This window comes from Pedobacter metabolipauper (assembly GCF_004362715.1).
Lineage (GTDB): Bacteria > Bacteroidota > Bacteroidia > Sphingobacteriales > Sphingobacteriaceae > Pedobacter > Pedobacter metabolipauper.
This window is the reverse complement of the sequence record NZ_SNYC01000003.1, coordinates 778,659-800,823: the sequence shown is the minus strand read 5'-3', so window position 1 is coordinate 800,823 and position 22,165 is coordinate 778,659. Positions and strand designations below refer to the sequence as shown.

The window sequence follows — 22,165 nt, the reverse complement described above, 5'->3', positions numbered from 1 at the left end:
AACTATGAAAATAGCCAAATACATTTTATGCTGCGTGCTTCTAACCACATTTGGATATGAACACGTAAACGCCCGGCAGGAAAAAAATACCTCATATGATATCTGCGTATATGGAGGTACTTCTGCCGGGGTAATTACCGCATACACAGCAGCAAAACTTGGTAAAAAAGTGCTGTTGGTCGAACCCGGTAAAAACCTTGGCGGAATGAGTTCCGGTGGTCTGGGCCTGACGGATATTGGTAATAAATATGCCATTAGTGGTCTGGCACTGGATTTTTACCGCCGGATTGGTCAGCACTATGGCAAATTTGAACAGTGGATCTTTGAGCCGCATGTAGCGGAAAATCTTTTTCAGGAATATATCAAAAAGTCTGCAGTCACCGTATGGTATGAAAACAGGCTGACCAGCGTTAAAAAGGATGGAAATACCATTAAGGAGATCCAGCTGGAAAACGTGTTGAATGCTAAACCTCAAACGGTACGTGCCCGGGTTTATATTGATTGTTCTTACGAGGGAGATTTGATGGCCATGTCTGGCGTATCATACACAGTTGGCCGTGAAGCCAACAGCTTATATCAGGAGACCTTTAATGGAAGTCAGCTGAAAAATGGCCACCAGCTCCCGGATGGCATAGACCCCTACCGTATTCCTGCAGATGCATCAAGTGGTCTGCTGTGGGGCATAAATGCCGGAACCCTTGCAGAAAGCGGAGCCGGTGATAAAAAGGTACAGGCTTATAATTTCCGGATCTGCCTCAGCAACAATCCGTCAAACCGGATTGCAATTACCAAACCAGATAATTATCAGCCGGAAAGATATGAACTGCTGATCCGGCAGATGGAAAAAAGACCCTGGAAATCGCTGCAGGATGGATTTATCTGGAGCCAAATGCCAAACGGAAAGACTGATATTAACAACAGGAATGGATTTTCTACCGATATGGTTGGAATGAACTGGGACTATCCCGATGCAGATTACGGAAAACGTGCAGAGATCTGGAAAGCCCATATCGATTATACTAAAGGATTACTCTATTTTGTTGGCAATGACCCCCGGGTGCCACTATCTGTTCGTGAAGAAATTAAGCAATGGGGATATCCAAAGGATGAGTATGTGAACAACGGAAACTGGTCGCACCAGCTTTATGTCAGAGAAGCCAGGAGAATGATTGGAGAGCTTGTCATGACGCAGCACCACTGTCAGGGCAAAGAAACCGTTACAGATGGCGTAGGCATGGCCGCCTATACGATGGATTCCCACAACTGCGACCGCCTCGTGGTAAATGGGATGGTAAAAAACGAAGGCAATGTAGAGGAAGGTGGTTTTGGTCCCTACCCGATCTCTTACCGGGCCATCATCCCCAAAGAAAATGAAGCTTCAAATTTAATCGTACCGGTTTGTCTTTCAGCAACGCACATTGCATATGGATCTATTCGCATGGAGCCTGTTTTTATGGTATTGGGTCAGTCGGCAGCCATAGCAGCAGTACAGGCCATTGATAACCATACCAGCGTTCAGAAAATAGATGTAAAAAAGCTTCAGGCTTTTTTAAAAAGTAACCCGCTGGCAGATGGAAGCGCTCCGGAGATCCTCGCGGATAACAATGGAATACATGCAGAGAAAAAGGGAGATTGGACAAGTCACAATTACGGAGGTTATGGAGCAGATTATTTACTCACTGAAGAACCATCCCCTGCTATAGAGAAATCGGTGAAATATACACCGGAGCTCTCAAAGAAAGGGAAATATGAAGTGTATATGTATTATCCAAAAGTAAAGAACAGATCAACAATTACACAGGTCACCGTCTATGATGGAAAACAAGTACATGCACTAATCATTAAAGATGCAGATATCAGTGTGGTTGGACAGACTTCAGGAGAATGGGTACGCGTTGGGACTTATCAGCTGGATGCCGGAAAGAGAAACTACGTGGAGATCTCTAACCGCGGATCTAATGGTGTTGTGATTGCAGACGCGGTATTGTTTGTTCCAAAGTCGTAGGTTGGCATCCTTTACCAGCTATGTACTGGTTTAAGCCGGGAAAACTCTTTAAAATACAATTTTAATCACATAAAAAAGCCGTCATTACCAAAAGTAATGACGGCTAATTTTTTAGACCATCTGATGCTTTAGAAGGTCAGTTTAACAACCGGGCTAAACACCATATTCTCTATTCCGCTTATTTTTATGCCGATCCTTGCAAACGCATAATTCTGAACCGGTGAAAACGTAGGCATTGCTACACTCATCGTTAAATTGGCCGGATTACTGATTGCCGCGCCACTGAGATCCTGTTTCGCTTTATTGTTTGTGCTTTGGTCGTCCACAAATTGCGTGTTGTTCACGTAAAGTGTTACACGCTCCAAGTCTCTGCCATTAGCATCAGTAATGATCTTTTCTACTGAACAGGTTGCGTTAACAGCACCGGCACTATAGGTAATGACCGGACTGCGCAGCATGAAGTAAGGTCTGACCTCAAGATCCATTACTTTGTCGCCACTCAGGTTAACATCGAGGGAATCTGGCCTGCCCGCTGCATTTTTTGGCCACAAGAAAGGAACCTGCGAATTGCTGACCGTAAATTTATAATTGCCGTCAAACAGTTTGGATGAAAACATCCCTTCCTGGTTGAAGTTTACATTGATCACGCCAAACTTACCGAATCCCTTTTGCCACAGTTCGGCGCCAAAACCTGCATGGCGAACGTGGATTTGCTGCCCCTGATAAAGCAATCGCCCTGAAAAGTCAGATTCCGGCGCATCGAAATTATCCTTCTTACATGAACCCAAAAATACAATGGAGGCAAGTGCTATATTTAGAAATATCTTTCTCATATCTAATATTTTATAAAAACTATTGGTTTGGATTTCTAATGATTAATGGATTTCCGTTTAATATATCCTGGTTAAACTGCGAATAATAGTTGCCCATCCGGAAGCGGTGAGCTGCAGTAACACGGGAAGGTTTAACTACCTTAAACAAATATTTTCCATCATTAGGGTCGCCCGGTGCATAATATTTATACGGCCATAATCCGAATACCATGGTATTTACCTTTTCAGAACTACCGATGTTGGTTGCCGTGGTAAAATCTGCCGCTGTATTTGCGGTACCGTTCCATACTTTATGGGCCAGTCTCCATCTTTTCATATCCCAAAGCTGGTGTCCTTCAAAGGCAAGCTCAACACGGCGTTCGTGAACGATGCGGTCAAACGTGATCTGTCCGGCAGTTAGGGCGGTGGTTAAACCAGCGCGGTCCCTCACCTCTTTCAGGTAACCGGCAGCTTTAGCCGTATTGTTTAGCTCAAAAGCAGCTTCAGCAGCATTCAGATATACTTCAGCAAAGCGGTAACGGATCCAGCGAACCTCACTGCGGGTGCCGATCTGGCCAGACCCCGCAGCCGGATCCAGGAATTTACGTACATAAAATCCGGATTGGGCACTGAATTCAACCCCGTCCAGCGGACCATCTCCGCCAACAACCTGTACGGCACCGGTATTTCCAGGAAGTACATTGGTCTTTATTTCAGCAAAGTTGGTACCGGTAACAATAGCACCTGAAGCCAGCTGATAACCAGCCCAGATATCGATGTTCTTACCTTTAAACTGAGTTCCGGGCAAGATCACGGTACCACCAAGGCGGGCATCCCTGCCGGCAAAGATGTCGGTAAGGTTGGTATAGTAAATTGGATTGCTTCCGGAAACGCTGGCTAACGGCGCAAATGAATTGTCAAGCATTTCAAACGACTGAACCAAGTTTAACGATGGATTTAAACGTCCGCCCTGTGCCTCTTCTGCAATGGATCTTGGTTGATTGTCAATCGTAAAACCATGCGCCTTTTTGGTCTTTAATTTATAGTCCTTCACAAAGATCACTTCCGGATTAGCCTTGTCGATAAATAGTGCAGCAAAGTTTTCCTGAAGGTTCGTGTTCTTTTTGTAGAGCGAATATTTACCGCCGGTGATGATCTCTTCAGCAGCCCGCAATGCAATCTGGTAATAACCGTTTGCCATGGAAGCTGGAATTCCAACTTCTCCACCAGGTAACGATACTTCTGGAGTTGCTGCACCATATTTGGCAATCGAGCCCGCATATAACGCCGCCCTGGATTCTAACGCCAGCGCAGCACCTTTAGATGCCCTGGAAGGATCTGCGTTGTTATCAGGAAGAAGGACTTTGATCTCTTCCATTTCTTTAATGATGAAATCATACATCTCTGATTCTTTGGAGCGTGCAACACGTAAAGGAGTTGGATCACCACTATAATCATAAGTAAGCGGTTCCAAAAGTAAAGGAACACCACCCATGCGTTTCACCAGTTCAAAGTATACCCCTGCCCTTACAAAGCGTGCTTCTGCCAGGAAACGATCGGTATCTTCCTTAGCCAGCAGATTTGTGGATTCACCACCTCTTTTAATGAACAGGTTAATTTCACGCATAAAGCCATAATCCCAGTAATTCCAGGAATCGTAGTTGTATTCTGTATTTTGATGTCTGAAATAATCACCACCAGCAGAGGCGAATGCTTCATCAAAGTTGGTGAAATCCCACCAGGCTTCTATATTCTGATAATCGGGATATCGATCGTATAAATCACCAACCAGGGTTAGTACCAGATTTTTGTCTTTCCATACAGAAGCTACACTTAAATTGTCAGTAGGTTGCTTTTCCAGGAAGTCTGAATCCTTTTTGCAGGCTTGTCCCAAGGTCAGCATCGCAAGGATTCCCGTCGCTATTATATATTTTTTCATGTCTTTACGATTTAAAGTGATACCTGAATTCCGAAATTAATAACCTTATTTTGTGGATACTGCAACCCGTTATCATCCTGGATCTCCGGATCGATACCGTATTTTCTAACGTTATCGATAGAGAACAGGTTGTAACCGTTGGCAAAGATCCGTACACTTTGTACATTGGCTTTCTGCATCCATTTGGTAGGAAGTGCGTATCCAAGTTCAATGGTACGTGCACGCAGGTATCTTAGGTTGTGTGCCCAAAACGTAGAATTTTTGTTGTAACTGCTCAATGAGTTGTTATTATACCGCATGGCAGGGTATCTTCCCGGCTGCCAGGCGCTGTTTACATCAAATGGGTTGGCGCGTGACCAGCTGTCATCAAAGAAGTCCTGTAATAGTGCGCCACCATTTTGGAATGCCCAGCGCTGTTCCCAGTTTTGGTTCCAGGTGTACATGCCGCCACCAGAAAAATCAGCACTCAGGTCGAGTCCTTTCCAGGAGAAGCCCAGAGTGAAACCAAACACCATATTCGGCTGTCCGCCAGTATTGAAACCAATCGGACGTTCGTCAAAACCATCAATTACCCCATCACCGTTTACATCTTTATAGATTAAATCACCGGGAAGGACAGTTGAGTTTCCCCTGCCGTCAATATTAATTGGGTAATTATTGATCTGCTCCTGACTTTCAAACTGTCCGGTTACCTCGTAACCCCAGAAGATGTCCTTAAAGCGTTGTTCACCGGAATTCCGGTACTGGTCCCAGGAGTTGTTAAACCTCGGCAGGTAAGAATTCAGGTTCTTGCCCCTCGAAAGCATGAAGTTACCACCAACACGGTAGTTTAACTCACCAATGTTATTGGCGTAGTTCAATGCAATTTCCCCACCATACTGGGCATCGCTATTTAAATTTTCCTGTGCAAGATCATATCCAAGCTCGCGCGGAACTACCACATCTGCCCGTGTTCCTTTTAACCCGGTACGTTTTCTGTAGAAATAATCTACGGTACCTGTTAATTTAGAACCGAAGAAGCCAAAATCCGCTCCAACATCAAAGATCTTACTCTCAAACCAGGTGATGTTGTCAATCGGCTGTCCGCGGTCACGGAGCGGAGTTACGTTGTTTCCACCCAGGATAACCGAATTATTGGTAAACCGGTAACCGGTCAGGTAATCAAACGGCCCGATCCCTACGTTATCATCACCTAAGATTCCATAAGAGGCCCTTAGCTTAAATTCATTCAGAATGCTCTTGTCGCCAAGCAGGTTCTTTACGAAGTCCTCTTCCGTAACGCGCCATCCGACAGATCCGGATGGAAAATAACCGATCCGTTTGCTGGGTGCAAACTTCCATGAAGCATCTCTTCTGCCTGAAAATTCTACATAATATTTATTGGCGAAATTGTAGTTCAGCTTCAATACATAGCCAAGTCTGGCTTCTTCATCAATGGCATCCTGATAATCCTGTTCATCCAGTGTCGGGAATTTTAGCACAGGTATCACGTTGGTTTGCGGAACAGCATGCTGGAAGGTATATAACCGCCTGCGCTCAATCCGCTCTGCCAGGAAGATCCCGTCTACCGCGTGTTTACCAAATAACCTGGAGTAATTGGCCTGGATCTGTGAAGCAATATTAAATTGCTTGGTCAAACCGCGTTCGCGATACGGGTTAGAACTTCCTACATCTTCACGATAGGTGTCGGTTGCAGGTAAATAGGTATATACACTATAGGTATATTCGTGTCCGTTGGTTACGTTATCAGCGAGGTAATACGAATACAGTCCTTTTAATGACAGTCCCTTTAAGGGTGTATCGTACTGGCCGGTAAAATTGGTCTGCAATACCCGCCAGTCTGACCGCCAATAGCCGGAGATTTCTTTTGACTGAACTGCAAACTGTTCGGTGTTGTGACCGATATTATTTGGGTACAGGGGGTTGTTGTTTGCGTAGGCCAGTTCAGTAGGCCTGTTGCGGAACAATGCAAATTTTGCTGCTCCGTAATCGTCACCGCCGGGAACGCCCGGTTGGTCCCTTACTTCTAAACGGCCGTTGATCTGAACACCCACCTTTAAACGGTCGGTGATCTTTGCATCTACGTTACTCTGGATGTTGGTCCGGTTAAATTCAAACTCTCTAGAAGTTCCATATACACCTTTTTGATCTATCCGGGTTCCGGACAAATAATAGTTGATCTTGTCTGTACCTCCGGAAGCGCTCATATTGATGGAATATTGAGGAGCATTTTTCTCAACGATCAGATCGCGCCAGTTCTGGCTTTGATAGCCATATTCAGTACCCTGCTGCCATTTATCCAGTTCAGACTGGGTAATTGTTGTACTTCCAAACTCGTTGACATCGGCAATTGCCTTTCCAAGCATCCACTGATAGGCATTTGTAGTTTCAGGAAAGCGGGTCCAGTTCTGCCAACCGGTATAGGCATCTACCCTGATGGTATTCTTACTGTTCTGTGCCCCTCTTTTGGTGGTTACAATGATTACCCCGTTTGCAGAGCGGCTGCCATAGATTGCAGCAGAACCGTCTTTCAGAACGGTGATGGTTTCGATATCATTTGGCGACAGGTTATTGAACTGACCTTCATCCTGCTGGATCCCGTCAATTACATATAATGCACCGCCCATATTACGGATCTGGATATTGGCCCCAGCTCCGGGTCTGCCGTCGGCCTGCCGGAAGGAAACCCCGGCAATCTTACCCGCCAATCCGGTACTAACCGTAGCACCACCATGAACTTTGGCAATATCTTTGGCGCTGATAGAAGCAATGGAACCGGTAACGGCCTCTTTTTTCTGAGTACCATAACCTGTAACCAACACCTCTTCCAGGTCCTGATTAGAAGGGAGGAGCTTTACATTAAATGTGGCTTTATCGCCAACCGTGATTTCCTGTAACTGGAAACCCACATAAATAAATTGCAGGATGGCCGTTCCATCGGGTACGGCAATGCTGAATTTCCCGCCAACATCAGTGCTGGTAGCGGTTTGCGAATTTTTAACCTTAACACTAACACCAGACATGGGAACACCCATGTCGTCAGTTACCGTTCCGGTAACGGTGCGTGGTGTCTGTGCCATAGCGTTAAAAGAAATAAGCAATACCAGGAAATTAAATAGAATTGAAAGACAGCGGAATGAACCCCTGTGAGTGGATAAACTTCTTTTCATACGGTTATATTTTGGTATGCCCAAATATGAAAAATTAAGAACTGGACAGGACGAGCATTTGTATCATAATTTCTTCAATATGTCTCTATTAAATATAAATTAATCTCATATGGTAGTACGAACTATTGTTTCCTATATATTTGAACAAGCCAAATAAAAACTTGAAAAGAATTCTATTTATTCTCCTGCTATTTTCTGTAGAACTACTCCAGGCCCAGCCCTTCTATTTCAGAAGATACCAGGTAGAAGATGGCCTGTCTAACAATGCTGTGCTTTCGAGTTTGCAGGACAAAAAAGGATTTATGTGGTTTGGTACCAAAGATGGCTTAAACCGCTTTGATGGATATACCTTTAAGATTTACCGTCATGATCCCGATGATCCAAACAGCCTTGGGGGCAGTTTCATTCTTTGTATCTATGAGGATAAGGATGGGGTACTCCGGATTGGCACTGAACGGGGACTGTACACTTACCATCCTTCCACAGAAACCTTTAGCCACGTTAAAGGAAGTCTGAAAGAGGATGTTAAGACCATGCATATGGATAAACACCATAACCTCTGGTACATTGCTGGTTTAGGTATTTATAAGTATGATGTTGTCCATAAAACGATTAAAGCCTATCCAAAAGCCCGGTTTTTCGAGGCCACATCCATTTGCGAGGATGATCAGGGTACCTTATGGTTTTCAACTGCAGATGGGTTTATCTGCAGTTATGATGCGGTTAAAGATGATTTTAAAAGTTACTATCTGTTTAACCATTCCCGGCCTGCTCCATCCAACTGGATTGAGAAGATCTTTTATGCCGGTAAGGGACAGATCCTGATCGGAACTTCCAACCAGGGTGTAAAGCGCTTTAATACCCTTACACATACTTATGAAGATGTGCTGATCTATAATATAGATCAAACGGAAATTTATGCACGTGATTTTGTACGCGTGTCTGAATCAGAGGTCTGGATCGCTACAGAAAGCGGCATCTTTATCGTAAATAATATTCCCGGAAAAATAATCAACTTAAAGAAACAGGTCAATGATCCCTACTCCCTTTCCGATAATGCGATCTATTCATTTTTAAAGGATAGAGAAGGTGGTATTTGGGCAACAACCTATTTTGGAGGCATCAGTTATTACGCAAAACCCTATGCCCTATTCGAAAAGTTCTTTTATAAAAAAGCTGAGAATTCGATCAGCGGAAATGCAGTACGGGAAATTTGCCCGGATAACCGGGGTAACTTATGGATTGGAACGGAAGATGCCGGCCTGAATAAGCTCAATGTCAAAACCGGAAATATCAGCAATTTTAAGCCGGATGGTTTAAGGACCAGCATCATCAACAGCAATATCCACGGACTGCTGGCCGTGGGTAATGAATTGTGGATTGGTACATTTGAACATGGTCTGGATGTCATGGATCTTAAAACAGAGAAAGTAATCCGCCATTATAATGCAGGTACAGGTGCGAACGACTTAAAAAGTAATTTCATTTATTCGTTTTATAAGACAATGTCCGGTCAAATCCTGATCGCGACTACAAAAGGGTTATATACCTACAACAGAAGTAAAGACAACTTTGATCCTGTGGCCCAGGTACCAGACTATATATTTTATACCAGCATCATGCAGGATAGCACTGGAATGATCTGGCTTGGCACTATTCGCGACGGCTTATATTATTACCATCCGGTTACGGGAAGGAAAGGGTTTTATACCAATGATCCTAAAAATAAAAAGAGCCTGATCGATAACCGGGTAAACCGGGTTATGGTGGACAGCCGTAAAAATCTTTGGATAACCACAGAATCTGGTTTATGCAGGCTAAATCCAGCGACACATAATTTTGACCGGTATACCATCAGCGATGGATTGCCCAGTAACGTCACCTACTCAATCCAGGAGGATAAGGCATCGAATCTTTGGATCAGTACATCAAAAGGACTATTTCGTTTTAACCCAGTAAACAAAGAATTCAAAACCTTCAGAAAGTCAGACGGATTAACAGGAGATCAGTTCAATTATAATTCTTCCTATAAGGATGGGGATGGCCAGATGTATTTTGGTACAGTGAATGGATTGATCCGTTTTAATCCGGCAAACTTTGTGAAAGATACTTTCATACCACCGGTCTACATTACAGGTTTTCAGGTGAACACAAAAGAAGCTGCGATCAACGCAAAAGACTCGCCCTTAAGTCAATCGATCTTAACTACCCAAAGCGTGGTTCTAAGCAGTACCCAATCCTCATTCAGCATTGATTTTGCGGCATTGAGTTATACGTCTCCCATCATGACGGAATACGCCTATAAGATGGAAGGTATAGACCACGACTGGATTTATCTAAAACAAAACAGAAAGGTCTACTTTACGAATTTATCGGCCGGAAAATACCGGTTCCGGGTAAAAGCATCCAATAGCAGTGGTATTTGGAACAGTAAAGAGACCGTACTTGATCTGGAGATCCGTCCGCCCTATCTGGCGAGTACGACTGCCCTTACCATTTATACGCTGATCCTGTCTGCCATGATCTTCTTTGTGATACGGGAATACCACAAATGGATTGAGCGAAAAAACGCACGGCGGATGGCGATCTTTGAAAATGAGAAAGAGCGGGAGATCTACCAGGCCAAGATTGAATTCTTCACGAATGTGGCACATGAGATCCGAACGCCTTTAACGCTGATTAAAGGGCCTATGGAAAAAGTGATCAAACGGGTTTCTGAATTGCCGGATATGGAGAAGAATCTGAGGATCATGAACAAGAACACGGATCGTCTTTTAAACCTCACCAACCAGTTACTCGATTTCAGGAAAACAGAAACCAGTGGGTTTTCATTAAACTTTGTGAAGGCTAATTTGTCAGAAACCATAAAGGATATGATCGAAGACTTCCAGATCCTTGCAGAACAGAAAGATATATTGCTTGAACTAAAGCTTCAGGAAGACCGTCTGGATGCCTATGTAGACCTGGAAGCTTTCCATAAGATCATGAGTAACCTGATTGATAATGCACTTAAATATGGTGAATCCCATACTGTGGTAGAATTATTGCGGGATGAAAATAAGGCCGACTTTTTGAAGATTAAGGTAAAGAATGACGGTAAAATTATTCCCTATGAACTGCACGATAAGATCTTTGAACCTTTTTTCAGAGCAAAGGAAGCAGAGATCAGGCCGGGAACAGGAATTGGTTTACCCTTATCCAGGGCTTTGGCAGAGTTGCATAAAGGACAACTTTTACTGGAAATCGATCAGGACGGATTCAACATATTTGTTTTGATGCTGCCGATACATCAGCTTATAGAATTTAACCTCAAAGGCAAATGGAAAAAAATTTAAATCAGATCCCTCCGTCTGAAACTGAAGAAATTTTGAAACCTGTCATATTGATTGTCGATGATAATGAAGATATCCTCGATTTTATGTACGAAGATTTAAGTGAAAAATTTACAGTGCTGACCGCTATGAACGGTTTAGAAGCGCTTGAAGTTTTAGATGAACATGTAGTGCAAGTGGTTGTCACCGATGTGATGATGCCTAAAATGGATGGTTTTGAACTTTGCAAAAGAATTAAGTCCGGGATTGAGTCCAGCCATATCCCTGTGGTATTGCTTACGGCAAAGAATACCCTGGAGTCTAAGATTGAAGGTCTGGAGCTTGGCGCAGATGTCTATGTAGAAAAGCCATTTTCTCCTGAATTTTTACAGGTTCAAATTTCCTCATTAATCAAGAACAGGGATAAGCTAAAAGCTTACTTTTCAAGCTCTCCATTGATCCATATTAAAAGCATGGCCCATTCTAAAGCGGATGAGATCTTCCTGGAGAAACTGCAGCAGGTAATCAATGTACATATGGAAGATGTTGATTTTGACGTGAGCCACTTGTCGGACAATATGAATATGAGCCGCCCTACCCTATACCGGAAGATCAAATCGATCTCGAACTTAAGTCCGAATGAACTGATCAATCTGACCCGGCTAAAAAAAGCTGCGGAACTATTGAATGACGGGATCTTAAGAATTTACGAAATTGCGGAGAAGGTAGGTTACACATCACAGACGCAATTCGGAAGGCAGTTTTTAAAGCAGTTCGGAATGTCTCCCAGTGATTACATCAACAGCATCCATCCTGAAAAAAGAAAAAGCTAACGGGTTTTAATTGTGTGGTCTAATTACGGGCATTGAAGTTATAAATGGTACTTCCTTTCCAGAGGTTATAACCGAGGTTAGCGCATTGTCTGGCCACTTCAGCTTCAATCTTTGGAGGTACATCATTAACGATCTTCCATCTAATGGTGTACTTGCTGTTATAGCTGATGTATACTACCAGGTCTTCGCATTCAGAATCAATTTCGTCCATGCTTCTGGAAAGCTCATGTTCAAGTTCATTTGCTAAACGCTTTAGCCGCTCGTTCATAACTTTCGCTAAAGGAGGTGCTGGTATCGGATCGGGTTCTAAGATTGCAAGTACAGTAATGGTCATCATTGATATTGGGATTACTACAAATATTAGCAAATGAAACTGTACATCCAAATTATATTTAAGGAAATGATATTAATGTCTATATTTTCTTGATCTTTCAAATAATAGCCACACATCTGATATGCCATGGATTTTTCTTTAAATTGCTGGGTTTATTATTTATAACTGCAGCATTAGAAAATGGTTAAATACTTCTTCGCCCTTACTTTTAAGTGCTTTTTTAAGTAACAACCTTCTTCTTTCAGCTGGGCTGACTAAGCCTCTTAGTAATTTGGTATTCTTCTAAATACCATAAGGTTCTTTCTTTTTTAGATAATCTGCTGAAATCTCGTTAAGGTCACTAATTAAGGCATCAAAGTCGATATTCAGCTTTTTTTTCTTTAGTTTATCTCTTATCAGTTCGACTGCATTTAATGTGCTGTCTACGACAAATTCTCTTCGCTCGAATTCATTTCGGCTATGAAATAATTCCTTGGTCACAGCTATATCTATCCCAATATCTTTACTGCGACTCGTATAATTACCAAGTTTTGGTTCGAGTGGAAGGTAACTGCTAAATTTACCCTCTATATAAAATTTTATTAGCAATAAATCCAAATCAGAACCATACGACTTACCTGATGTTCTTCTTTTTATTAATTGCCCCAACCCTGAGTCGCCCCAGACATATGGACTAAACATTTCTGAACCTTGTTCATCACCTGTATTTAAGTAATATCCTATCAATTAAATTTTAATTTTTTAGATCCTGCCCACGGCTCAAAATTTAGTGGCCCCGGATCAACTTCAACAATTTTTCTTTCTTTTAATAACATGTTAATTCTTACACCTCTATCTACTGGAACCATTCGTTTACCTTCCATGAATTTTTTTGAATATCTTTTTTCAGGAACAGCTTTTGACGTTACTCCCATTTTAAGATACTCACCTAAATAGGTTTCAAGTCTGTAAAGCGTAGTTTCAAGAAGGCTTTCTTTCGAATTTCCATGTACTACTTTATTTACAGTTTCGATAGCTGCTGATTTGGGTAAGTTAGACTTGCTTAATAGACCGCCTTCGACACCTCCCGCAGGTATTAATCTGGTCATATCAAGTGCTGCCAACAGCACCCCCGCATCTTTATTTCCTTCTAAAGGTACTATTCTTTGTTTCCTGCCCGCTTCACCGTAAGTAAACTCCATCTTCATAACGGGTATGCCGCCTTTGGTTGCGAAATTACCCAAATAACTAAGAATAGTTACGGTTGCGGAAGAAGTTGCATCTCTTATGCTGTAAGCCTGATTCTCTACAATAGACATTCCATTTCCCAAAGGATCATCAAAATCTGGACAATCTGGACAATTACCGTCAGGATCCGTCAAATTTATAGGGTTATTCCAAGTATAGGCATAAGGAGATTTGCTAAACTGATTTGGATTATCAGCTAATTTATCAACCACATTCCACCTTCCAATCACCGGATCATAAAACCTCGCACCATAATCATATTGATTCTCCAAATCAATCTGTTTCTCTTTTCCATTATAAAGATACTTGTTATTGTTTGCACCATCAAATGCTGGTGCATGTAGTCCAAATGCATAATATTCATCTGCCTGAACAACCCGTGCTGTATCATTGCTTGGTCCTTTGTCAATAGAAACCCTGGTGTTACCCAAATGATCCTTTAGATCATAAATGAACTGAAATGAACTTCCATTTGGAATTGCTTTACCCTCTGGGGTTTGGATCAAATCCAGAATATTATTGCGGTAAACTATACCATTTATATAATCTCTTGTGCCATCGCTTCCTGTGTTGCGTAATTTTTCGCCTGCAGCACTGTAGATGTAAGTCGAAATTACTGCACCTGTGCCACTAGTTTTAACCGCCGAGGGAAGATTTAATATATTATAATCGATTGTTTTACTTACACCATTTGTAAGTGAATTCCCATTTGAATCGTATGTATAAGTTCTGAATGCACTGCCGTTTTTAGTAACAGTCGATAATTTGTTGCTGAGACTACTATTTTGGTAATTGTAACTCATTAATCCATTGCCCGAGCCACCACGATTAAGGGTAATAATATTTCCATTTTTATCATAAGTAATAGTCTCGTCCAGCCTGCTATCATCTACCGCCCCGCCATTTTGGAACTTAAAATAGTTTGCATTAGTTAACCTGTTTAAATTGTCATAAGTGTAATTGAATTTTCCGTTGGCTCTAGCAGAATGATATTCGTTTTGACTAATATTTCCTACGTGGTCATAATAGAGTTCAGTTGTAAAAGACGCGGATTCCAAGCTTCGCAACCAGCCCCTGTCTAAGAACCAGTATTTAGTCTTGCTTAAGAAAGTTGAAGATCCACCATCCGTTGAGTGCAATTTTTTCCATTGCATTTTACCCAACTGATCATACTCTAGTTTGGATAATAATACTTTTGTGGTATTTAAAGTCTCCCAGGTTTTTGTCAATTGCCCCTTTTCATTGTATTCATGCTCCATTAATATTCGGAGTGCCTCTGTTGCGGCTACCTTATGACGACGATCTGAACTTAACAATGATCCCGTAAAATCATAGGTATTTGTTACTTCATCATAGTTGCCAGTATTAACAAGCCCACCTTTATAATGCTGCTTATAGCTTTTAGAAATTCTACCTTCATTATCATAGTATTGTACAGCCCACAACATATTCGTAGTTCCTAGTACATTTACTTTACTTCCTGTAAGCAGTCCTTTGCTGATACCATTGGAAAGTGCATCCGGATAGGGATTTCCTCCTGGAAGATTATAATCATCGTAATAGTCAATGCTTAAATAAGAATCAAGTGTTGAAGGATAGGTTACCGAACTATAACCAATGGTTGTCGAATTATAATCCCTGTTCTCCCATTCAATACTTTGTGAATTAACCTCGGCTTGGAATTCAAGCCTTGTTTTTGAGATCGTTTTTATTCCTGTGATAATTACACGGCCAAGAGCATCATATTTAGTACACAACCATTTGTTTGTTATCCTTTGGTTAGCATCCTGAGTAGCTACTGCCTGATCAAGTTTGTTGTAGATTACGTACTCCCAATCTTTTCCAGGAATCTTTTTCTCTATCACCCGTTGACGACTGTCATATTTATACTGGAAACAAAGTTCGTTTAAAAGCGTGCTATTAGTTACACTTGATAAAGTAGGTTCAAATTTTGGAGGCATCACATAACATAGATTCCCAAAGTCATCATATACATAGTAAGTTGAAGCAGCTTTAATCGCCGTTCCATCTTTATAGTACATTCGTTTGAGTAATACCTGGCCATAAAGGTTTGAATATTCCCTTGATGTACCAGCTAAACCCATCTCCGAAATCCAGTTTTCATCTTTTACAATTTTAACCAGTAACCCAAAACCAATCCAAACGTTATCTCCATATACAATTGAACGTACACCCGTAACCGGACTGATACTTACTTTTAAAGATTTTACCGTATCTGTTACATTCTTAATATCATCATCAATTTTAATAGTTTGGCCTCCAGACTGCCAGCTTGCACCGTCAAATGCGCGCTCCCGCTCCCTGTTTAATGGAGAATTCTCGTACCTGGAACGGGCAAAAGGATAGTAACTGAAGGCATAAGAAGAACTCATACCACTGGGAGGATTACTATAAGTATACTCCTGACTATTATCAGCTGCTCCACGATAAGATCCAGGGGCATATACAACAGAAGAATAACCCAAATATTCAGGGTAAGGTAAATACGTGGTTTCTTCACGACCCGATAAGCTATAAACATGAGGTGTGATTACATCGGTTAGTGAAGCACTTCCTTTAATTGCAATTTCCTGGTCTATTCTTCCTAATGCATCCATATACTGGATATTGGCATTCATATCGTAAACTCCTGGATTAGGAATTGACGATCCCCAGACACCTGCCTTTCTTGATACAAAAGAAAGAATATAAGGCTTGTGCTGACTGGGAGTTATCTCTGTTGTGGTATTCGTAATGTATGCATGAAATGAGGATCCTGAAGGAACAGAAAATCCGTCCTGAAGTGTAATACTGCCTGTCGATGTTACAACTGGTGCACTGTGGCTCACCAGTCTGATGTCGGTCTGGGCATTTACCTCAACAAACAACAATATCAATGATAAAAAAGTATAGCAAATAGTTTTCATATTCTTGATTTTAGTATCCATAATTGTATGCCAACCTTTTTAAAATATTCCCATTCTGATCCTTAATTTGTCTGACTCTCTGAAAAGTATCGTACTCGTAATAACTGGTTTTTCCTCCTGCGTCTGTCGAACTGGTAAGCCCTACAGATGGCTCATAAGTGTAAGTAGACATACTCGCCTCTACAGGATATAAACGGACATCATCAATAGAACCTGAACCGGAAATTCCTACAATAGTTGTTCCTGAAAACCGATGTTCAATATATTTCCAACCCATAAAACTTCTCTTAATTACAGCGGCAGTTACGCTTCCTCCGCCAACTGTCGCAGCAGCATCATCTTTTAACCAGTAACTTAAGACATACGTCTTCGCAGAATTTAATCCAGACTTACTAAGTTGTCCTCCTGAAAGTTGATAAGATGATTTACCAATTGGTGCTAATATGTTCTGTACTGCTCCTGAATAATTCCAGTTCCCTTTATCCATACTCTCAAAACTACTATAAGCGATATCTGAGAATTGAGCATTAGAAACATGGGCAATTGGATACTTGTTGTTATACCCCCATATCACTGAGTTCTTTGAGCCATTTGTTTCTGAAAATTGCTGCAAATTCCCAATATTATCATACTGCTCAAAGTTTTTTCTTGATTCATAAAGGTTAAGGTCAACACCGCTAAGTGTATCGTAAGGCAATGGCTTCCCTCCTGTATTTAATTGAAGAATACCCTTTTCATTGACCAGCTCATCAGCGTAGTACTTGTCATAGTATGAGTTGATTACACCTCCCAATACATGCTCTGAATTCCCTGCTAAAGCAGTCGACAATTGCTCTACGGGCTGCGTTACCAAATAGGAATCTTTTAAGGTTGTTACGCCCAATCCTAAAGGACTATATGCATAGTCCAATGGGTACTTTATTCTTTTCCTGGTAATTTCATTGTTGTAATTTGATTCTATTAGTTTTGTTTGCAAATAGCTATTGTATTTAAATGAATTCTTTATAGAGGACGGTAACTCCACATTTACACCATAAGTCAATAAATCTTCATCAAGAACCTTGTATACATCCGAGTATTCATGGGCAGCAAATACGTTAGCGGCATATTTGTTTGGGTAATAAGAATCAGGTCTTTCAAATTCGATGTTAGCGAAATAAAGCGGATCTATTGGGCTCGAATTGTCAGCTGGTACCGTATTGCATTCAAGAGTATACTGGTTTGTACTTGAACTATAAACACTTATACAGAAAAAATAATTTGCAGTCGTATAATGTGCAGCTTTAATCCCACTTATCGAAGGAAAACTAGAATATGATTTTTGGGGGATAGCGGGAACAGGTGCAACAAATCTGGCATACTCATAATGGTGACTCTCAACAGGTATCCAGTTAACATCATCACTTTTCATGATGAGTTTTTTATAGACCTTCCCATTTTTGTTATCTCTACTCACACCAATATTAATCGGTAGGTCTATATTTATATTGTCTAAACTTCCATATCCGGCCTGTAAAATATCCAGTCCGGGTGTATTTGAAAAGTAGACGGTCTTGCCGCTATATTTATTTGCAAGAAAAATAGTAGTTGAGTCTCTGATTAGATATTCTGATACAACCGGATATAATGCATAACTTCCTCCCGAGTAGCTCATGTCATTTGTCGCATGAGACAGTAGTGATAAATTCTCTACCGTAAGGCTTGCGGCATTGGTTGAAGTACTGTATATGGCTTTCGTAGTTGCCACATTGGCCGGGTATGACACCATGCCATAACCATTTTCAAGGAGCGATACAGGCGAATATATAGCGGTATTTCCAAAATACGAGCCATACTTATATTCTTTTCTTAAGAGTAGTTTTTCTGAGGTTTTATCTCTATGGCTAATCGACTTTATCCTGATTCCTCCACCGGTAAGGATATTGTTTGAAGTAGATGGGTATTTTCGTTCGTGTTGAAATTTATGTGGTTCATATTCGTACTCGACCAATGCACCAGTAGGTGTTTGAATGCTTTTTAATGTACCTTTTAAAGCTTCTGTAAAAACAAACTCCCTGTCAGCAAAAGGTATTGAACTGGCTGTGCTTCCTAAAATTAATGCAGCTTCACGGCTTTTTGAAGGCATATTTACGGCTTCTTCACCTCCGTGATATCCCAGGTTGTAAATGGGATAGTGAGACCGAGTCTGCAGAGAAAGATTTTCGTATGGTTTTTCTACCAGCGTCATATTTGTGGTTTTTCCATTATAAAAGCCCCACCTGTCTTGTGCATTGGTTTCAGCCGCCCCCATAGCCTGGTTAACCGGCATATAGCTATTGTAATTAAACTGCCAATGATAAACCTCGTTATTGCTATTATCACTGGCGACAATTGATGTTAAATAATGGGCATAGGTCATCTGATAAATAAAGGTGTATTTTTTGAGTAAGGTGTAGGTGCTTCCATTTTTCTGCTGAATAGTTATATCATGAAGCACATCCTCTCCCATATAATCGGCTTCATAATTAAAAAGTACTCTTCCACCAGGGAAATTAATTTCTCTTAATCTGGTAGATTCTTCTGAAGAAACCTCAGTTTGAGAATAACTGGGTTCTTTAATATCATAATATGGATCAGCTATCCAGGAACTTCCTACAAAATTGACATCTCTGGCCAATGGAACAGAAACTGTTGTTGTAATCTTTGGATAAGGCTTTGAGCCTACGGTAAAACTATCATAATTGAAAGAAACGGTATCACGATATTTTACAGAAGTAATCATTGCCAGATTCCTGCTGCTGTAATAGGGAGCATAATCCGGCTCTGCCCAGTTCACCGTATATTCTGGCTGATAGTCCTTGGTATAGAAAGTCCTTTTACTTGTTTTCTTTCTATCACCAGGTGAAAATGAATACTTTAAGCCATCTCCGTGTGAGATTTCACTTAAGCCCCCTTTGAATAATGGGTCATATGGAAATGTAAGTAAATTCCCTCCTGACTCCATAAACTTGCCGCTTGATCCGGGCAAACTGTAGCTGTAAACATCCCATGCCGCATCTGTTTGATTGTTGATCGACTGTAACGCGAAAGTCCGGTGATCCGTATTATTTGCAATATCGAAACCGGATGTGTTTGATAACTGCAGCATAGGATTGGAACTGCTATTTATTGCCAGGCCTTTGCTGTCGTAATCTGGTAGACCATTTACTATAGTCGTAATTTTTCCACCTGCATTAAGCTCCCATCCCATCCCTACACAACCTGCTTTCTGATCAGCTTTTAAACCAAGTGCACTATAGTTTAGACTGATAGGAACAACAATGTCGTTTACCTTTATCTCATAAAGAGGTATTCCAACTTTCAAAGTGCCCGAAGAATAGTCTACGTTGTCCAGGCTTGCACCATTTGAAAGATTTCCAGGCTGCGGAGCGACACCGATCGGACTTCCGCCCCGCTTATTATATGTGACTTGTGCATTTACCTGAGCTGGCAAGTGAAATACCAGCCACAATAATAATGTTAAAATGTAATTGTGAATTTTCATCATAAGAGGTTTATTGAAGAGATATGGGCAGTGAAATGTTGTCGCATTGATTATAGAATGCATTATTAATCTTTATGGGAAAAGAAAAATTAGGGAAATGAACAATTGCTTCTTAAAAGCTTATGGGATAGTTAAAATAAAGAAGAGAGTACTAAAATGCCTTAGAAGTATTGCGGCTTGGAGAGTTTTTGATCGCATTAGTAGTATATTTAGATATTTGATTTACCACTTGTAATGTATAAATAATCTTTATTTATTTGAAGTTATTTATAAAGTATTTTTAACTATTTTATTTTTCTATTAATTTAAAAATCACCTACTATTACTTTCTATTTCTTTAACCCTTTAAAATCTAATCTTAGCACACATTTTCCTACTTCGCCCGCTGAGAGATCTGACTTTTTCAATTTAACCTGCAGCGCCGCGATCTTTCCAATTCCAGGAGTTCGCTCCAGCGTATCGATCAATTTTGCCAGCTGGACGTAATTGCCATAAAAAAATAAACTCTGGTTACTGCCTACACTAGTTGTATCCACTTCTGCTGGCGGTTTATTCAATGTAAAATCAACGGCTACATTCTGCTTCGCAGCAATGGCAGACGATTGCATCCAAAGCTGATCATTCCACTGATCTCCTACCTGGTAACTTTTTAAGATTTGGTCAAGTGCAGCAGATTTACGCTGGATATAAGCCGGATTAAAGGAAAGGTCATTTTCCTCCTGCTGTTCATTGTTGAGTTTGTGATTTAAAGATATTGCATCAACCGTTTTATTAACTGCTAAAAACCAGCACAGCAGCAAACCGATCACGAATACCGGAAGCAGCATTTTATTTTTCTGAATGTAGGTAAAGTTATTCAGCATGTCTAATAGCTTAAGATTAACGTAAACACCTGTGCCTGTTTCTGATCATCTGCCGTATACCTTTCCAGCTGAACATCCTTAACCCAATCCTTTTGTTTCAGTGCAAAGATCCAATCGTTGATCGCATATACACTATTGGTTTGTCCTTTGATCTGGATCTTGCCAGCTTCAGGTTTGATCACTTTAGACAGTCCATCTGTCCCGACAGATAAGGTATTGATTAAAAATTCCGTTAAGATCAGTTCTTTAGGCATAGAGCTGCCAATCTGGTCGCATAAAAAAGCATAATAAAACCCCTTATTCCAACCCAGTCCGGTAACCAGTGCTTCTTTCTTCTTTACATCATCTTCCATCTTCTGGCGATTTTCAATCAGGTAGGTTTTCTTGCCCGATTTACTGACCATCTCCTGGTTGCTCGAATTATAGCTGCTGAAAAGAAGGAAATTGATGAGCAATACCGCAAAAAAGAATATCAACAGGAACATGCTTAGCTTTTTAAATTTCAGCTTTGCAGAAAGATCATTAAGCCTGTATTTTAATTGCTCATCTTCAACTTCAATCAGGTCGATCTTGTCATGCAGCAACAGTTGAAACGCAGATGCATAGGCCAGTAAGAATTCTTCCGGCATTGGTTCTATATCAACTTTTAATGGAAAGTCAGACTTGTTTCCTGCAGCATAACTGTAATCGAGCCAGTTCTTTTCGGCATCCAGTGTTAGCTGGTGCCCATTAAAGCGGAGCACATCATCATAAAAATTGATTTGTGGAATCACCTGATCTGCCACAAAAGCCCCCAAACTTAAGATCAATACTTCTGCTCCTTGTTTCTTGAAATATGCGATCACTGCATCGGCAATCTCTTTTCGGACAACAGAAACAAAAGAATGTGTGCCTGAAGGGAAATGCTGAACATAAAATTCAGACAATTTCATGGCCGGAAAAAGCTGCTGCAGACTTTGTTCGGAAACCAAATCCAGCCTCGGTGTTTTCTTGATCAATACACCTTTACCGGTAATGTTAACGGACAAAGGTTCTGATAGGGAATCTATTTTCAGCTTTTCTAAAGAACCCGTATAGGTCTTTTTTGTACCCACCTGAATGAGCTTTTTCTCAACAGATAGTTTAAGCAGGTTTATGGTACACGTTCCATCAGGATCCAGATGTACCGAGGCTCCTGAGCAATTGCTTAAACCATAGTCGATGCTGAATAAAGAAGACATC

At 41.1% G+C, this 22,165-nt stretch carries 12 protein-coding genes; 3 read left to right on the top strand and 9 right to left on the bottom strand.

The window, feature by feature from the left end:
• Positions 1 to 4: 4 nt before the first annotated feature.
• Complete coding sequence (locus ATK78_RS03420) at positions 5 to 2,005, top strand: FAD-dependent oxidoreductase (RefSeq protein ID WP_133574648.1); 2,001 nt, start codon at positions 5 to 7, stop codon at positions 2,003 to 2,005.
• Positions 2,006 to 2,133: 128 nt separating this feature from the next.
• Here ATK78_RS03420 and ATK78_RS03415 read toward each other — a convergent pair whose 3' ends face one another.
• From ATK78_RS03415 to ATK78_RS03405, 3 genes are read right to left on the bottom strand one after another with little or no spacing between them, the layout of a single operon-like run.
• Complete coding sequence (locus ATK78_RS03415; RefSeq protein ID WP_133574647.1) at positions 2,134 to 2,838, bottom strand: DUF3823 domain-containing protein; 705 nt, start codon at positions 2,836 to 2,838, stop codon at positions 2,134 to 2,136.
• Positions 2,839 to 2,857: 19 nt separating this feature from the next.
• Positions 2,858 to 4,756 (bottom strand): RagB/SusD family nutrient uptake outer membrane protein, encoded by a 1,899-nt coding sequence (locus ATK78_RS03410; RefSeq protein ID WP_133574646.1) that lies wholly within the window; start codon positions 4,754 to 4,756, stop codon positions 2,858 to 2,860.
• Between the two features lie 11 nt (positions 4,757 to 4,767).
• Complete coding sequence (locus ATK78_RS03405) at positions 4,768 to 7,926, bottom strand: SusC/RagA family TonB-linked outer membrane protein (protein ID WP_133574645.1); 3,159 nt, start codon at positions 7,924 to 7,926, stop codon at positions 4,768 to 4,770.
• A 161-nt stretch (positions 7,927 to 8,087) separates the two neighbouring features.
• On the opposite strand from ATK78_RS03405, the gene ATK78_RS03400 reads away from it, so the two are divergent.
• Entirely contained in the window at positions 8,088 to 11,261 is a 3,174-nt protein-coding gene (locus ATK78_RS03400; RefSeq protein ID WP_166664810.1) for a ligand-binding sensor domain-containing protein, read from the top strand.
• Complete coding sequence (locus ATK78_RS03395) at positions 11,246 to 12,070, top strand: response regulator transcription factor (protein WP_133574643.1); 825 nt, start codon at positions 11,246 to 11,248, stop codon at positions 12,068 to 12,070. The genes ATK78_RS03400 and ATK78_RS03395 overlap by 16 nt, the downstream gene beginning before the upstream one ends.
• Positions 12,071 to 12,089: 19 nt before the next feature.
• Here the strand turns inward: ATK78_RS03395 and ATK78_RS03390 are convergent, their stop codons facing one another.
• The 6 genes from ATK78_RS03390 to ATK78_RS03365 all read right to left on the bottom strand — a co-directional run bounded on the left by ATK78_RS03390 (position 12,090) and on the right by ATK78_RS03365 (position 22,164).
• Positions 12,090 to 12,407 (bottom strand): hypothetical protein, encoded by a 318-nt coding sequence (locus tag ATK78_RS03390; RefSeq protein ID WP_243732425.1) that lies wholly within the window; start codon positions 12,405 to 12,407, stop codon positions 12,090 to 12,092.
• 279 nt (positions 12,408 to 12,686) lie between these two features.
• Positions 12,687 to 13,130 (bottom strand): hypothetical protein, encoded by a 444-nt coding sequence (locus ATK78_RS03385; RefSeq protein ID WP_133574642.1) that lies wholly within the window; start codon positions 13,128 to 13,130, stop codon positions 12,687 to 12,689.
• Positions 13,127 to 16,558 (bottom strand): RHS repeat domain-containing protein, encoded by a 3,432-nt coding sequence (locus tag ATK78_RS03380; RefSeq protein ID WP_166664809.1) that lies wholly within the window; start codon positions 16,556 to 16,558, stop codon positions 13,127 to 13,129. The genes ATK78_RS03385 and ATK78_RS03380 overlap by 4 nt, the downstream gene beginning before the upstream one ends.
• Before the next feature lie 10 nt (positions 16,559 to 16,568).
• Complete coding sequence (locus ATK78_RS03375) at positions 16,569 to 20,084, bottom strand: hypothetical protein (protein WP_133574640.1); 3,516 nt, start codon at positions 20,082 to 20,084, stop codon at positions 16,569 to 16,571.
• A 326-nt stretch (positions 20,085 to 20,410) separates the two neighbouring features.
• A complete protein-coding gene (locus tag ATK78_RS03370) occupies positions 20,411 to 20,944 on the bottom strand; it encodes a hypothetical protein (RefSeq protein ID WP_133574639.1) in 534 nt (177 codons plus the stop codon).
• A 2-nt stretch (positions 20,945 to 20,946) separates the two neighbouring features.
• Positions 20,947 to 22,164, bottom strand: coding sequence for a PilN domain-containing protein (locus tag ATK78_RS03365; RefSeq protein WP_133574638.1), 1,218 nt, complete (start codon positions 22,162 to 22,164; stop codon positions 20,947 to 20,949).
• Between the last annotated feature and the right edge of the window lies 1 nt (position 22,165).

Bases quoted from the DNA above. Each gene is read 5' to 3' on its own strand.
- ATK78_RS03420 (WP_133574648.1), top strand. From the start codon at position 5: ATGAAAATAGCCAAATACATTTTATGCTGCGTGCTTCTAACCACATTT.
- ATK78_RS03415 (WP_133574647.1), bottom strand. From the start codon at position 2,838: ATGAGAAAGATATTTCTAAATATAGCACTTGCCTCCATTGTATTTTTG.
- ATK78_RS03410 (WP_133574646.1), bottom strand. From the start codon at position 4,756: ATGAAAAAATATATAATAGCGACGGGAATCCTTGCGATGCTGACCTTG.
- ATK78_RS03405 (WP_133574645.1), bottom strand. From the start codon at position 7,926: ATGAAAAGAAGTTTATCCACTCACAGGGGTTCATTCCGCTGTCTTTCA.
- ATK78_RS03395 (WP_133574643.1), top strand. From the start codon at position 11,246: ATGGAAAAAAATTTAAATCAGATCCCTCCGTCTGAAACTGAAGAAATT.
- ATK78_RS03390 (WP_243732425.1), bottom strand. From the start codon at position 12,407: ATGATGACCATTACTGTACTTGCAATCTTAGAACCCGATCCGATACCA.
- ATK78_RS03380 (WP_166664809.1), bottom strand. From the start codon at position 16,558: ATGAAAACTATTTGCTATACTTTTTTATCATTGATATTGTTGTTTGTT.
- ATK78_RS03375 (WP_133574640.1), bottom strand. From the start codon at position 20,084: ATGATGAAAATTCACAATTACATTTTAACATTATTATTGTGGCTGGTA.
- ATK78_RS03370 (WP_133574639.1), bottom strand. From the start codon at position 20,944: ATGCTGAATAACTTTACCTACATTCAGAAAAATAAAATGCTGCTTCCG.
- ATK78_RS03365 (WP_133574638.1), bottom strand. From the start codon at position 22,164: ATGTCTTCTTTATTCAGCATCGACTATGGTTTAAGCAATTGCTCAGGA.